This window comes from Nocardia vinacea NBRC 16497, assembly GCF_000308835.1.
Lineage (GTDB): Bacteria > Actinomycetota > Actinomycetes > Mycobacteriales > Mycobacteriaceae > Nocardia > Nocardia vinacea.
The window spans coordinates 1-13,948 of record NZ_BAGN01000134.1; the positions used below are offsets into that span (position 1 = coordinate 1).

The 13,948-nt window shown below is 66.0% G+C and carries 15 protein-coding genes; 8 read left to right on the forward strand and 7 right to left on the reverse strand.

All coding sequences use genetic code 11. From position 1 onward, the window contains the following. The coding region (locus ON44_RS18520) for an SbcC/MukB-like Walker B domain-containing protein (protein ID WP_040691728.1) at positions 1-2,450 on the forward strand (2,450 nt) is incomplete at its 5' end. A gap of 41 nt (positions 2,451-2,491) precedes the next feature. Here the strand turns inward: ON44_RS18520 and ON44_RS18525 are convergent. The 5 genes from ON44_RS18525 to ON44_RS18545 form a co-directional block, all read right to left on the reverse strand. Beyond that, the gene (locus tag ON44_RS18525) at positions 2,492-3,685 is read right to left on the reverse strand and encodes an RNA-guided endonuclease InsQ/TnpB family protein (protein WP_245567222.1); all 1,194 of its coding nucleotides are present in this window, start codon (positions 3,683-3,685) and stop codon (positions 2,492-2,494) included. Between the two features lie 142 nt (positions 3,686-3,827). Beyond that, positions 3,828-4,433, reverse strand: a complete 606-nt coding sequence (locus ON44_RS18530; RefSeq protein WP_083897970.1) for a M15 family metallopeptidase — start codon at positions 4,431-4,433, stop codon at positions 3,828-3,830. A gap of 293 nt (positions 4,434-4,726) precedes the next feature. Then, positions 4,727-4,927, reverse strand: coding sequence for a hypothetical protein (locus tag ON44_RS18535; RefSeq protein WP_040691731.1), 201 nt, complete (start codon positions 4,925-4,927; stop codon positions 4,727-4,729). Positions 4,928-5,053: 126 nt separating this feature from the next. Further along, positions 5,054-5,455 (reverse strand): hypothetical protein, encoded by a 402-nt coding sequence (locus tag ON44_RS18540; RefSeq protein ID WP_040691734.1) that lies wholly within the window; start codon positions 5,453-5,455, stop codon positions 5,054-5,056. Between the two features lie 175 nt (positions 5,456-5,630). After that, entirely contained in the window at positions 5,631-7,307 is a 1,677-nt protein-coding gene (locus ON44_RS18545) for a fumarate hydratase (protein ID WP_040691736.1), read from the reverse strand. A 255-nt stretch (positions 7,308-7,562) separates the two neighbouring features. On the opposite strand from ON44_RS18545, the gene ON44_RS18550 reads away from it, so the two are divergent. Further along, on the forward strand, positions 7,563-8,033 hold the full coding sequence (locus ON44_RS18550; protein ID WP_040691737.1) for a MarR family winged helix-turn-helix transcriptional regulator: 471 nt from the start codon (positions 7,563-7,565) through the stop codon (positions 8,031-8,033). Positions 8,034-8,042: 9 nt separating this feature from the next. On the opposite strand, the gene mftD is transcribed toward ON44_RS18550, so the two are convergent. Both mftD and mftE read right to left on the reverse strand, forming a co-directional pair. Continuing rightward, positions 8,043-9,236 (reverse strand): pre-mycofactocin synthase MftD, encoded by a 1,194-nt coding sequence (gene mftD / locus ON44_RS18555; RefSeq protein WP_040691740.1) that lies wholly within the window; start codon positions 9,234-9,236, stop codon positions 8,043-8,045. Continuing rightward, positions 9,233-9,961, reverse strand: coding sequence for a mycofactocin biosynthesis peptidyl-dipeptidase MftE (gene mftE / locus ON44_RS18560; RefSeq protein WP_040691743.1), 729 nt, complete (start codon positions 9,959-9,961; stop codon positions 9,233-9,235). The genes mftD and mftE overlap by 4 nt, the downstream gene beginning before the upstream one ends. A 66-nt stretch (positions 9,962-10,027) precedes the next feature. Here mftE and mftR point away from each other — a divergent pair, with 66 nt between their 5' ends. From mftR to ON44_RS18590, 6 genes are all read left to right on the forward strand, one after another. After that, entirely contained in the window at positions 10,028-10,645 is a 618-nt protein-coding gene (mftR, locus tag ON44_RS18565) for a mycofactocin system transcriptional regulator MftR (protein WP_040691745.1), read from the forward strand. Positions 10,646-10,753: 108 nt separating this feature from the next. After that, positions 10,754-11,662: an STAS domain-containing protein gene (locus ON44_RS18570; protein WP_040691747.1), complete on the forward strand. Its 909-nt coding sequence runs from the start codon at positions 10,754-10,756 to the stop codon at positions 11,660-11,662. Positions 11,663-11,674: 12 nt separating this feature from the next. Then, complete coding sequence (locus tag ON44_RS18575) at positions 11,675-12,064, forward strand: STAS domain-containing protein (protein WP_040691749.1); 390 nt, start codon at positions 11,675-11,677, stop codon at positions 12,062-12,064. Beyond that, entirely contained in the window at positions 12,042-12,467 is a 426-nt protein-coding gene (locus ON44_RS18580) for an ATP-binding protein (protein ID WP_040691752.1), read from the forward strand. Before ON44_RS18575 ends, ON44_RS18580 begins: the two co-directional genes overlap by 23 nt. Continuing rightward, on the forward strand, positions 12,460-13,098 hold the full coding sequence (locus ON44_RS18585) for a SpoIIE family protein phosphatase (protein ID WP_040691754.1): 639 nt from the start codon (positions 12,460-12,462) through the stop codon (positions 13,096-13,098). Before ON44_RS18580 ends, ON44_RS18585 begins: the two co-directional genes overlap by 8 nt. Before the next feature lie 13 nt (positions 13,099-13,111). Then, a partial coding sequence (locus tag ON44_RS18590) for a PAS domain S-box protein (RefSeq protein ID WP_040691756.1) occupies positions 13,112-13,948 on the forward strand: 837 nt, incomplete at its 3' end.

The following is a 13,948-nucleotide window of genomic DNA, read 5'->3' on the forward strand; positions in this document are numbered from 1 at the left end:
GTGCGGGTGCGCCGCTGTGGCGACTGGTCCGTTTCGCTGATTCCGTGACACCAGCGCAGGCCGCGGGCATCGAGGCCGCCCTGCACGCCGCGGACCTGCTCGACAGTTGGGTCTGCGCGGAAGCCGAACGGCCGGAATACACCTCCGACCAGTTCCTGGTTCCCCTGCCTACCTCAGCGCGGCCGTCCGGGCGCACGCTGGCCGATGTCCTTGTCGTGGAGGATGATTCGGCCGAACTCACGGTGCCGAAGCAGGTCATCGCAAACGTGCTGGCCTCCATCGCCCTGTACGACAACGACTCCGGCCTCGGCACCGAAGTCGGCGTGAGCACCACCGGCGGTTTCCGGCAGGGCGTTCAGGTGGGCCGCCACCACAAACCCGATGCCGAATTCATCGGGGCCACCGCACGCGCGAAGCGCCGGGAAATCCGGCTCGCCGAGTTGGCCGCGGCAATCGAGTCCGCCGAGGAGACACAGCGGCAGGCACAGGCCGCCCAGGCCGCGGCGAGCGGCGAGCTGGCGCGAATCTCCGCCGCCGCCAAGGCATTGCCGCGCCCCTCGGCCGTCACCGCAGCCCTGCGCGCGGTTTCGGAAGCCGCAGGCATGATGCGCTCGCGCTCCGAAGCGGTCGCCCAGGCCGAACGCGACCTCGACCAAGCGGTGGCCGAGGCGTCGGCTGTCGAGAAGAAGTTGCGCTCGGTCGCCCAGGCGCACCGCACGCCGCGCGACGCCCGCGAGATCGATGCCCTCGCCGCCGCCATCCGCCATTTCGAGAACACCGGGACCGGCCTGTTGCGCCTGCGAGCCGACCATGAACGGGAGCGCGAACGCGAACGCGAGGGGTCGGACCGCTTCGACGAGGCCCGCGATCTGGCCGAGGCCTTCGCCGAAGAGGCCGAGGCCGCCAATGCGGGCTACCAGGAGCAGCTGCGCAAACTCGAAACCCTGCGCGAGGCACTCGGCGCGGGCGCCGCCGACATCGATCGCGAACTCGAACAGGCGCGCGCGAAGATCGAGGCGACCCGGGCCGAGCAGAAGGCCGCCCGCAAGGCCGCCAATGCGGCGATCGAGGCGGTCGGTGATGCGGAGGCCGCTTACCGCACCGCGCACGAGTCGCTCGGTACCGCGCTCACCGAGGTCCTTGCCGATGTGAAAGCCCTTGCGCCCTACGCCCAGCCGGATCTGCTCACCCTGCTCGGCGCACCTGCCGACAGCCGCTGGCCGAGCAGCGATGCCGCCTGGTCGACCCCCGAACAACTGCTCTACCGCATTTCGGCGGCCGGGCCCGAGGTCGAACCCCAGGTGCTGCCGGATGAGGTAGCCGAACTCTTCGACAATCTCACCGCCGCAACGTCTTCCGTGCGGGCGGGCGAGGCGGCCCGCAAATCCACGCGCAGTGCGGTGACCTCGGCACTGCAGGAATTCGACGCCGCGCTGGCCGCTTCCGGCCGCGACTACCGGCTGCAATGGGATGCCGCGGACGGCCTGACCGTCGTCCAGGTGCAGGACGACAACGGGTTGTCGGCCCTCGCGGATTTCGCCACCCGCATCGACGCCGCCCGCCGCGATCAGGAATTGCTGCTCACCGACGCCGAACGCCGGATCCTCGAGGATGCGCTGCTCACCGGGCTCGCGCAGCAGATCTATGAGCGCACCAGCGATGCACGCGATCTCATCGCCCGCATGGGTGCGGAGATGAAACAGCGCCGCATGTCCTCGGGCAATACCATCGGCGTGCACTGGGTGCTCTCCGATTCGCTCTCGGATGCCGCACGCGCCATGTGCAAGCTGTTGGACCGCGACGCCTCCTCGCTCGTCGCCGATGATCTGGCGGCCATCCGCGCCCACTTCGCCGCCGAGATCCGGGCCGCGCGCGCCGCGCATCCGGAGCGTTCCTACCCCGAAATCCTGGGTGCGACACTGGATTACCGGACCTGGCGGGTGTTCTCCTTCACTCTCATCTCCGCCGACGGCAGCGAGGACAAGCTGACCGTGGCCAGGCACAGTGCGCTCTCCGGCGGTGAACAGTCGGTCTCGCTGCATCTGCCGCTGTTCGCCGCCGCGCACGTCATGCTCGACTCGGCCGATCCGCAGGCGCCGCGACTGCTCGCACTGGACGAGGCATTCGCCGGTGTCGACGACAACGGCCGCAGCGAATTGCTCGGCTTGAGTGTGCAATTCGACCTCGACCTGTTCATGACCGGTTACGACCTGTGGATCACCTACCCGCACGTCCCCGGCTGCGCGCATTACGATCTCGCGCATTCGGCCGCCGAGAACACCGTCAGCGCAACGCTGCTGGTGTGGGACAGCGGCGATCTGCTCGCCGAACACGATGGGACCGATCTCACCGCAGCGCTCGGCTCCCCCAACCGCCGCCGCGTCCCGAACTCGATCGAGGGCGGGCTGGCACTGGACAATATGCCGGGCACCCCGGCGCCGGTCGGCTGAATTTGATTCCTCCCCGCTCTGAAAGGGCGGGGATTCCTAGCTCAAACTGCCTGGACACTCGGCGAGTGCTCGGGTCTTCTGTTCTCGATGCCAGTAGGGCAGAATCCAGCCCTGCTCAACATGACTAGTGCGGCGTTCTTGTCGCGGTCCGCGACATGCCCACATTCTTCGCACAGGTAGGTGCGTTGGGATAGCGGGAGCTTGTGCTTGGTTCTCGCACCGCAACTCCCGCAATCCATGCTCGTGTACGCGGTGGGCACAACGACAAGTTCACGCCGGTGCTTGCGCGCCATCTCGATTAGTGCTGTTTTCGTCGCGCCGATAGCGGCGTCGTGCGCCTTCTTCGCCATCGTCGAGCGGGCGAGGAACCGCGGTTTGAAGTCTTCGACGGCGAGTTTGTCGAAGTCCTGGACGACCCGTTTCGCCCATTTCCGACCGTAGTCCTGCCGCTGCCTGACGACCTTCTTATACGCCTTAGCTACCTTGCGCTTCGCTGCCTTGTAGCTGTTTGAGGCGGGCTGGCCGTATTTCCGTCGGCGGGCCATCATCCGCTGGTAGCGGGCGAGTTTCGTTGCGGCGGTCTTCCCGAGTCCGGCGTGCGGGAGGTCATGGTCGGCGCTGGTTGTTGTCGCGATTTCCTTCACGCCCCAATCGACCCCGACTGCCAGACCTGTCGGCGGGAGCGGTTCGGCCTGAGCAGGGACAACGAACGAGCAATACCAGTGGCCAAGGCTGTCCCGGTAGACGCGAACGCTAGACGGGGTAGCAGGTAGTTCACGAGACCACACTGGTCGAACGACGACACCGCCGGCGAGGTGAAGGCGACCGTCTTTGATCCGGAAACCGCGCAGCGTGTAGTTCAAGCTCGGTGCGGAAAGATCTTTCTTCTTGTAGCGGGGCATTCCAGCGCGCTGCCGCTGCGGGACGCGGTTTCTTAAGTCCCTGAGCGCTTTCGCGCGGGAGCGCCCGAAATCGCGGACGATCTGCTGCTGTGGGACGGACGCCCCTGTGCGGAGCCATTCGTGTTCGGACCGCCAGCCCGTGAGCTGTTTGTCAAGGACAGCGGGGCCTGTCTTCTCACCACTGGTATGGGCTTGTTTGGCTTCGGTGACGCACTGATTCCATACCCATCGGCAGCGGTCCCACTCGGCGAGCAGCGCCCGCTGGGCGGTGCAGGAGACACGGAGCCGATATGTGTACCGCGCGCTCCCCGCAATCTCACCACCTTCGCTCACTTGTTCGATACTAGCTGTCACCTAACGCGTCGTCACCGTCTGCGCGAGAGACACGATCAGTACGGCGACGCTGTTCCGGGCGCTGCCGAATCGAGCATCCGGCCAAGCGCGCAGACGCTGGCACCCCCGCCGGGCACGCTGACTACAGCCCGAAGGAACCGCTCAACCACGGCGGGAGGGGGATGGACGGCAATCCCGGGAGGAAGGGCGGGATCGGCGACGACGGAGCCGGCGCGGTACCGCCCTCGCTCGCGTCCGCGCGCAACGCCGGGCAGGCGCCGCCCGGGGCGGTGGCGAGTTCGAAATGCCACCATTCATTCTGAAAGATCCGGCAAAGGCCCCAGCGATTCCCATTCGCCTCCAGCCACTGCGCCCCGCCCTGCGGCCCCACGTCGATCGCCCGGCCCCGCACATGGGTCGACTCGTCGGGCGGCAGCACCCACCGCCGCGCCTCCTCGGGACTGCCGTAAGTCCGCACCCCGTCGTCCCACAGCGCCTGCTGCTCGGCGGGCGTGCGGTAGCCGGAGTTGATGTACAGCGCGACCCCTTCGATATGCGCCTGGTTCTCGGCCTGCGTATACGCGGCGGCGAGCCCCGGCTCCAGCCCCTCGGTCCCGCTGGCATTACCGGCCACCTGCACGACCGGCGCGGCCGTGGCGGCGGGCATGGACGGCCCGGCCGCGACTATCACCGGGAACAGCGCGGCGGATACGCCCAGCAGGGTCCGGGAACGGAGCGTCAGAGACATGTCAGCGATAGTAACGACCCTGCGACCGCAGACCCCGCGCCTACTCCCCCACGGCTCACACCCAACCACCGATCACCTCTAGCAACATACCGGCGAATGGGAGGACACCGGGCTGTCCGAACGGACGTCATTCACATAGCTTTCCACATACTCACAGGACAATAAGTCACCAATGTCCGAAACATCCTGTGCCACGCCCGATTTGTCGCAGCGGAAATCCCCCTGTCCACAATCTATTCCAGTGTTGTGGATCACGATCAACAATCCCCAGCAACTCCCGAGAAACCCGGAAACTACCGTGCCTTCACGAGTTTCATGACCTCGCCGGAATCCCCACCGTCGACGAATTCCAGCCACACGCGGTCCCCGGTATGCAGCGGGGAATCGGACTCGATCACCGCATCGCGCACCACGAACTCCTCGCACGACTCGGTCGTCACGACCCCGAAGCCGCCGTCCTGATCGGCAACCCAGCGCCCCACGATCGCCCACATACGACGCAACCCTATTGCATCGCAAGCCTTTCCGCTGCGAACAGGTGCTCAGCAGACGCGAAACGGGCGGCTATCGCACACATATGAGTGCGATAGCCACCCGCTATAGTGTTGATCGGCTATGGGTCAGGGGCGCACCGAATCCGAACCGCGGATCGCTTCGGCCGCTTCACGATTGCGATCGATGCGCTCGATGATCTCCGGGCCGTGCGCCCGCGCGTAGGCGATAGCGATCTTGATCCTGCGGGAGTGCAGATCCGATTGCTGGCTCAGGACAGCGATGCGGCGTTCCTCCGGACCGTCCAGTTCCTGTAGGCGCGCAACGACTTCCCACACCTCCGGGCCCGCAGCCAGTGCCGCGCGGCGGTCGGAGATGGGGCCGCGGAAAACGATTCCGGGATGGTCGAGCTGATCGAAACCCTCCCGGATCAGGCGGTTGAGTAGTGCGGTCGAACTGGTTCCCTCACGAGCGGCGCGTTCGGCCAACCGACGGCTGGCGGATTCCGAGATACGAAACGACGTACTCATTGCCCTCCTCGACCTCCATCGACACCGGTGCAGCGATGTACCCCTACTCAAGAGTGCATCGCTTCGGCGGGATTGTTACCCCGGCGAACGGGGTGACAATCCGGTGTCCGGACATGTGCCCTGATGGTTGACCGTTTCGAGCGACCCGCAAGCAGTCGCGGCCCGTTTCGACCGTTCAGACGCGTTCCTTCGAGCGGGTGCGCACCCGCAACGCAATCGGCTTCTGCGTTTCCGCGAAGAAGTCGTTGCCCTTGTCGTCCACCACGATGAATGCCGGAAAATCTTCGACCTCGATCTTCCAGACCGCCTCCATGCCCAGCTCCGGATACTCCAGTACCTCGACGGATTTGATGCAATCCAGTGCCAGTCGCGCCGCGGGCCCGCCGATGGAACCGAGGTAGAAACCGCCGTGCTCCTTGCATGCCTTGGTCACCTGGGCCGAGCGATTGCCCTTGGCCAGCATGACGAACGATCCGCCCGCGGCCTGGAACTGATCGACGTAGGAGTCCATCCGGCCCGCGGTGGTCGGACCGAACGAACCGGACGCGTAACCCTCGGGCGTCTTCGCCGGGCCCGCGTAGTACACGGCCATCTCGCGCAGGTATTCCGGCATCGGCTCGCCCGCGTCGAGGCGCTCTTTGATCTTGGCGTGTGCGATATCGCGGGCGACGACCAGTGGACCGGTCAGCGAAAGCCGGGTCTTCACCGGATATTTCGACAGTTCGGCGCGAATCTCCGACATCGGCCGGTTCAGGTCGACCTTGACCACATCGCCGCCGAGGATGGAGTCGGTCTGCTCGGGCAGGTAGTGCGCGGGCTCGCGCTCGAGCTGCTCCAGGAACACACCCTCCGGCGTGATCTTGGCCAGCGCCTGCCGGTCGGCCGAGCAGGACACCGCGATGGCGACCGGGCAGCTGGCGCCGTGCCGGGGCAGGCGTACCACGCGCACGTCGTGGCAGAAGTACTTACCGCCGAATTGCGCGCCGATACCGAAGGACTGGGTGAGCTTGAAGACCTCTTCCTCCAGTTCCAGATCCCGGAAGGCATGCGCCGCGAGCGAACCCTCGGTGGGCAGCGTGTCCAGGTAGTGCGCGGACGCGTATTTGGCCGTCTTCAACGCGAATTCCGCACTGGTGCCGCCGATTACCACCGCGAGGTGGTACGGCGGGCAAGCGGCGGTGCCGAGCGAGCGGATCTTCTCGTCCAGGAACTCCAGCATGCGGGTGGGATTCAGCACGGCCTTGGTCTCCTGGTACAGGAACGACTTGTTCGCCGAACCGCCGCCCTTGGCCATGAACAGGAACTTGTAGGACGGATGCGCGGGATCGCCCGCCGTGGAGTACAACTCGATCTGCGCGGGCAGATTGGTGCCGGTGTTCTTCTCGTCCCACATGGTGATGGGTGCGAGTTGCGAGTAACGCAGATTCAACTTGGTGTAGGCGTCGAATACGCCGCGGCTGATCCATTCGGCATCGTCCACGCCGGTGAGCACACCCTCGGACTTCTTGCCCATCACGATGGCGGTGCCGGTGTCCTGACACATCGGCAGGATGCCGCCCGCGGAAATGTTGACATTCTTGAGCAGGTCCAGCGCGACGAAACGGTCATTACCGCTGGCCTCGGGATCATCGATGATCCGGCGCAGCTGCGACAGATGCGCGGGCCGCAGGTAGTGGCTGATGTCGTGCATCGCCTCGGCGGTGAGCAGGCGCAATGCCTCGGGTTCGACCTGCAGGAAAGTGCGGCCGTTGTGTTCGAAGGTGCTGACGCCCTCGGTGGTGATCAACCGGTACGGGGTGTCGTCGGCGCCGATCGGCAGCAGATCTGAATAGCGGAAATCCGGCGCGGTCACGGACGCACTCCTTATTCGGTCTCAGGGCTGACGCACCGCCGGGGCCTTCGGAAGGTCTTCGGCAGGCTGGTCACGAGCACAAGGAGCGTATCCAGTAATAGGAGGCCGACCGAGCTTAGGCAACCCTCACTCGGTGCATCCCACCAAAAGGTTGCACGTTCAACCCCAGCAGTGCTACCTCTCAGTTCTGGCAGTTGCCGCGCGACATCATGCGGCAGGACAATTCAATGACATGTCAGAGTTTGGAGCGCTCTCGTGACCGATCCCCACTGGCTCGATGACATCGAAATGCGCGCATGGGTGGGATATGTGCGCACCAGGGACCTCATCGCCGCCGCGGTCGGGCGCGACTCATCCCGCGAGTCGAACCTCACCTACGTCGAATACTCGGTGCTGGCCTACCTGGCCGACGCACCGGATCATCGACTCACCTTCGCCGATCTCGCCGCCAAACTCGAATGGTCGCAGAGCAGGCTGTCCCATCAGATCACCCGCATGGAGAAACGTGCACTGGTCGCCAGGGAACCCATTCCGGATGACGCCCGCCGCACCGCCGCGCGGCTCACGCCGCGCGGCGCCGACGTGCTGGCCACCGCCGCGCCAGCACATGTGCAGAGCGTGCGCAGACATATGGTCGACGTACTCGACCGCCAACAGTTGGCCGCCCTCGCCGACATCTACGACACGCTGCTCACCCATCATCGAAGAGCCGCAGCTACCGAATAATCCGCCAGGTCAAGCCGACCGCACGGCCGGATCCGGCACTCCCAATGCCCGCTCGAACCCGTCCGGCACCACCAGATCGCCCCGATCGAGATCGCCGATGCTGGTCTTGCGCAGTCCCAGCAGCGCCGAATCAATACCGCCACGCAGGATGTCGAGCACATTCTCGACACCGGCCTGCCCATTCGCGGCGAGGCCCCACAGATAGGCCCGCCCGATCATGACCGCGCGAGCGCCCAGCGCCACCGCCTTCACCACATCGCTACCGCGTCGGATGCCACCGTCGAGCACCACCTCGATCTGCGATCCGACTGCATCGGCCACCACGGGCAATGCCCGAATCGCGGCAGGCGTACCGTCCAGATTGTTCCCGCCGTGATTGGACACCGAGATGGCCGCGACGCCGGCGTCGATCGCACGCAGCGCATCGTCGACGCGCATCACGCCCTTGAGCATGACCGGCCCGTCCCACTGTTCGCAGATCCACGCAACATCCGCCCAATCCGGTGCGGGAGTGCCCATCCACTCGCCGTAGGCGCCGAAGAAGCCGGGCGCCGGGCCGTCGCCGACGGCCATATTCGGTGCGGTGAGATCCGGAATACGGCCGGAGCGAACATAAGTGGCGAGCCAGCGCGGCCGCGCCAGGGTCTGCGGGGCGAAGGTCAGCATGGTCTTGAAATCCAGCTTCTCCGGGATCACCGGGCTGCCCCAGTCGCGCCCGTGCGAGAAGGACCAGTCCAGGGTCAGGATCAGACCGACCGCGCCCGCCGCCTTGGCGCGCGACATCCGCTGCAGGATCTCATCTTTCGAACCGCACCAGTACAGCTGGAAGAATGTCGCCGGATTCGCCGCGATGACCTCCTCGATGGGCTTGCTCGCGAAGGAACTGAGCCCCATCGCGATCCCGCGCGCCGCCGCCGCACGGGCCACGGCCACTTCACCATCCGGATGCACCGCCTGCACGCCGGTCGGCGAAATCAGCACCGGCATCGAGAGCTGCTGTCCCAGTACGGTTGTCGACTGGTCGCGATCGCCGATCGGGCCAGCGCAGTGCGGTGCGAAGCCTAGTTCGGTGAAGGCCTGCTGATTTTCGTCGATGGTCTGGCCGCGTTCGGATCCGGCGATCAGTGCGCCGTACACCGACTTCGGCAGTCGTTTCTTTGCCCGCCGCTGCGCCTCGGCAACGGTTTCGAACCACGGGTTCACGTGAGGGATCCTTTCGGGGAAGCCACCGGCCACCACAGCCGGATCTGTTCATGCAGGTCAGTGGTCAGTTGAGTGAGCAGTGCAGTGCCTTCGTCGGCATTCGCGCCCGTCGGGTCGCCGAGCACCCCGTTGGCGCTGACCGCGCGCACTCCCCCGGCGCGCAGCAGCGGCAAGAGCTCGGCGAGCGGCCTCGTATCACCGGCGACGGCGAGTTCGGTCCGCACCACATCCGGGCGCAGCGCCAATTGCATCGAGGTCTCGGCGCGGCCCGCGTGCGGATCGCCCGGATAGCGCGGCATGAACACCCGCACGTCCCGGGATTCGGTACGCAGCAACGCCTCCGCCTTGCGCAGCGGTTCGAGATTGCCGCCGTGCCCGTTGACGAGCACGATGCGGTCGAAAGTATCGGTGGCCGAACGGCACAACTCGACGATCAGCAACTCCAGCGCGGCCTTTCCGATCGACAGCGTGCCCGCGAAACCCGCGTGCTCACCGCTGGCTCCATACGGGATCGCCGGTGCGACGAGCACATCCGACCGCGACTCGGCCAGCCGCGCGCACAATGCCACCGCGATATCGGTGTCGGTGGACAGCGGCAGATGCGGTCCGTGCTGTTCGGTCGCCCCGATCGGCACGGCAAGAATCGCGCCCGCAGCCGCGCGTGACCCGGCCTCCGGCCAGGTCAGTCGCGCGGCCACAGTGTGTTCCGCGACACTTTCCACCATGCCGCGAGATTATCGTCAGTCACTGACATAATCAAGAACCAGCGATCGACGCCATAATCGACAACCGTGACCGATGCCAAGGTGCGGGGCCGTCCACGCGGCACAACCAAGCGCGAACTCGAACTGATCGCCATGCGACTGTTCACCGAACAGGGCTTCGACGAAACCACCGTCGAGCAGATCGCCGCGGCCGCGGGTATCAGCGGGCGCACCTTCTTCCGTTACTTCCCCACCAAGGCGGAGGTGCTCTGGTATCAGTTCGACGCCGAGGTCGAGGCGCTGCGCGCGGCCTTCGCCACCGTGCCCGACGAGGTGCCGATGATGACGGCTGTACGCCGAGTTGTGGTGAACGCCAACCGATATCGCGCCGAAGACGTGCCCGAACTACGCGTTCGCATGCAGCTCGTCGGCGGCGATCCGGCACTGGCCGCCACCGCGGGCGCGCATTACGACGCCTGGGAGCGGGCCGTGAGCGCGTTCGCCGCACGCCGACTCGGCGTACCGCAGGACAACCTGGTCGCGATGGCGGTCGGCCGCACTACCCTGGCCGCCGCGCGCGCTGCCTTCGATGCCTGGCTGACCCGCGCTGACGCCGATCTCACGGTCTATCTCGACCAAGCGCTCGCCGCCCTGGCACGTGGATTCGCGCCGCCGAGCGAGGATCCGGATCTACCATCGAGCTAACGGCAGGTTTCACCGGCGACCGGGATGGGGTATGACTAGGCTCGGTATCGGCACGCAGCCGCATGCACGACTATCCCGACAATCCCGTCGAAAGGGGCTGGAATTTCCATGTCCGAGGTGTCCATGAGCCTTTCGGCGGATTCCCTGCCCGTAGGACCGGTCGACAACCTGCTTCCGCAGCTGGTCGAACACCTGCGGCAGAACCGAACCGGGCTGCGTGAAGAGTGGGCGAGGCGCATTACCGAGGCCCAGCTGCTGACCGCGATGACCCCGGAGGAAATTTTCTCCGAGGCGACCTCCATGTACGACAACTACGTCGAGGTGCTGGTAACCGGTAGCGTCGAGGCGCTGCAGGCCTACGCACGTGATCTGTCCGAGCGCATCATTCCGAGAGGCGTCGAAACCGACGAGGTCCTCGGCATCGTGCTGCTCCTGCGCGACGTGCTGGCCCGCTCGCTATTCGAGAAATACCAGGCCGATTTCGAAATGCTCAACGCGGTACTCGACGCGTACGAGCCCGCCGCGAACCGCATCGCGAGCACCGTGGCCATCTCGTTCGTGCAGGAGCGCGAGCGCGTCATCCGCCAGCAGCAGGAAGCTATTCGCGAGCTGTCCACCCCGGTGCTCCAGGTGCGTGAGCAGCTGCTCATCCTGCCGATCATCGGTGTGCTCGACTCACAACGTGCCCGCCAGCTCACCGAACAGCTACTGCGCGCCATCCGCGCCAATCGCGCGAAGGTGGTCGTCATCGACATCACCGGTGTGCCCGCGATCGACTCCACGGTGGCCAACCACCTGGTGCAGACCGTCGACGCATCCGGCCTGATGGGCGCCAATGTGATCATCACCGGCCTGTCCTCCGAGATCGCCCTCACGCTGGTGACCATCGGCCTCGACCTGTCCAAGATGAACGCGGTCGGTGACCTCCAGGGAGGTATCGAAGAGGCCGAACGCTTACTCGGCTATGAGGTGACCCGCGTCACGGATCGAATGCTCACCGAGCGCGATGGGCGCTGATCGGGCCCCCCTATGCCGGTTCCGATCCTCAAACAAGGTACCTATCTGATCGCGTCGGTCCAGTCAGCCTTGACCGACGCGGATACCGAGCGTCTCCAGGACGACCTGATGAAACAGGTCAGCAGATACCGGGCGCACGGGATCATCGTGGACGTCACCGCGATCGACGTCATGGATTCGTTCGCGGCCAGATCGCTGCGTACCATCGCGCACATGACGCAGCTCCGCGGGGCCGAAACGGTCATCGTCGGATTGCAACCCGAAGTCGCGTTCGCCATGGTGCAGTTGGGCCTCACCTTCGAGGACATGCACACCGCCCTCGACCTGGAAGAGGGCTTGGCGTGGCTGAACCGCATGACTCCGGCCCGCCGCCAGCGAGATGGTCGTGACAGTGGCCGCTGAGAACTTGGTGATCGCGGTCAGGGTGTCGGGTGACATCGTGATCGCACGTCAAGCCGGACGTGAGCTGGCGGCCAAGCTCGGATTTTCACTGACAGATATGACCATGATCTCGACGGCGATCTCCGAGATCGCCCGCAACATAACCAGTTACGCGGGCAGCGGTGAAATACGTTTGCTGGTCGATGACCGGGAGGGGCGCCAGGCGCTGGTCGTCCAGGCCGAGGACCAGGGCCCCGGCATCCTCGATATCGCCCGCGCACTCGACGACGGGTACTCCACCGGCCGCGGTCTCGGACTCGGCCTGCCCGGCGCGCGCCGGCTGATGGACCGGCTCACCGTTGATTCGGCACCCGGTCGCGGCACGTTGGTGGAGATGTGGAAGTGGGTACCCAACGGTGCATGAGGACGGGATCATCGGCCGGATCGAATGGGCGGTGGCCGGCCGTGCCCTGCCCGGTCAGCGGGTCTCCGGTGACCGCGGCGTGGTCCTCGACGCAGGCGGCGGCGCGGTACTCTTCGCCGTCCTCGACGGACTCGGCCACGGCGCGGCGGCCGCGGACGCCGCCGATCGCGCAGCACAGGTGCTCTCGGAGAATCGCGCCGAACCGCTGGACGTCCTGATGGTGCTGTGTCATCGGGCCATGGCCGACACCCGCGGTGCAGCAGTCTCGTTGGCGCTGTTCGGCGCATCCGATACGGTGCACTGGCTCGGCGTCGGCAATGTCGATTCCCGGATTCTGACCGCGGGTCCGGTCGGGCTCGCCATGCGCGCGACGGTCCTGATGACCGGTGGCATCGTCGGCTATCGGCTACCCCAGAACCTACAGGTGCAGACCGTTCCGGTGCGTCCGGGCGATCTGCTGTTGATGTCGACCGACGGCATCGTCACCGAATCCGCCGACAGCGGCATCGATCCGTCCAAATCCACCGCCGAGATCACCGCCGAAATCCTGGCCAGGCATGCCAAGGACACCGACGACGCATTGGTGCTCGCGGCCCGCCACCGGGGCGGCGTACTGGAGGCACCAGCGTGAACGGCGGAATGCAATGAGCGCGGCACTGGCCGCTTTTCTCGACGCCTACGCGGATGCGCTACGGCGGCACTTGAACTCACCGTCGCAGGCCGGCCTCGGGGAAGGTTACGAACTCGGCCGGCGCGCTCTCGTCGAGGGCATCAGCCTGCTCGATCTCACCGAAAACCATTACCGGGTGGTGCAAGCCGCGGAATCGGGCACCGCGAAGGCCGACGAATCCGCCACAACCGCCGAGACCGCACTGGAATTCCTGCTGCAGACTCTCGCCGCCCTGGACATCGCCACCCGCGGATATATCGACGGCACCCGCCGCGCCGAACAACAGCGTTCGCGCATCGACGATCTCGCCGGGCGCGACGCCTTCCGCACCGCCCTGGTGGAGTCGCTGCAGGACGGCTTCTTCGTGGCCGACGCCCGCGGCACCATCATCGAGGTCAACTCCGCCTTCGGCGCGCTGACAGGTTACGGCGCATCGGAATTGCCTTTCCCACTGCCGCATCCGTGGTCGACGCCGGAGGGTCCGCGCTATCCCGATCTCGGTAGCGAGGCACAGCGTTTCGTGATTCCGGTCAAACATCGCGACGGCCGCACGGTCTGGCTCGCGGTGAGTACCAGTGCGATGGTCGAACCGGAGAAGTACGAGCAGATCTTCGTCGGCACCATCCGCGATGTCACTGCCGAACACGATGCGCAGGCCCGCGATCAGGCGGCGTCACGACTGGCCACCGCGGTCGGCGCGGCGACGAGTGTGGTCGAGGTGCTCGCCGTCGGACTGGATGAACTGCGACGCACCGTCGGCGCGGAAACCGCGGTGGTGATGGTGTGGCCCAACCGCAATACCGGGCCGGAG

Bases quoted from the DNA above. Each gene is read 5' to 3' on its own strand.
- ON44_RS18530 (WP_083897970.1), bottom strand. From the start codon at position 4,433: ATGTCTCTGACGCTCCGTTCCCGGACCCTGCTGGGCGTATCCGCCGCG.
- ON44_RS18535 (WP_040691731.1), bottom strand. From the start codon at position 4,927: ATGTGGGCGATCGTGGGGCGCTGGGTTGCCGATCAGGACGGCGGCTTC.
- ON44_RS18540 (WP_040691734.1), bottom strand. From the start codon at position 5,455: ATGAGTACGTCGTTTCGTATCTCGGAATCCGCCAGCCGTCGGTTGGCC.
- mftE (WP_040691743.1), bottom strand. From the start codon at position 9,961: ATGGTGGAAAGTGTCGCGGAACACACTGTGGCCGCGCGACTGACCTGG.
- ON44_RS18570 (WP_040691747.1), top strand. From the start codon at position 10,754: ATGTCCGAGGTGTCCATGAGCCTTTCGGCGGATTCCCTGCCCGTAGGA.
- ON44_RS18575 (WP_040691749.1), top strand. From the start codon at position 11,675: ATGCCGGTTCCGATCCTCAAACAAGGTACCTATCTGATCGCGTCGGTC.
- ON44_RS18580 (WP_040691752.1), top strand. From the start codon at position 12,042: ATGGTCGTGACAGTGGCCGCTGAGAACTTGGTGATCGCGGTCAGGGTG.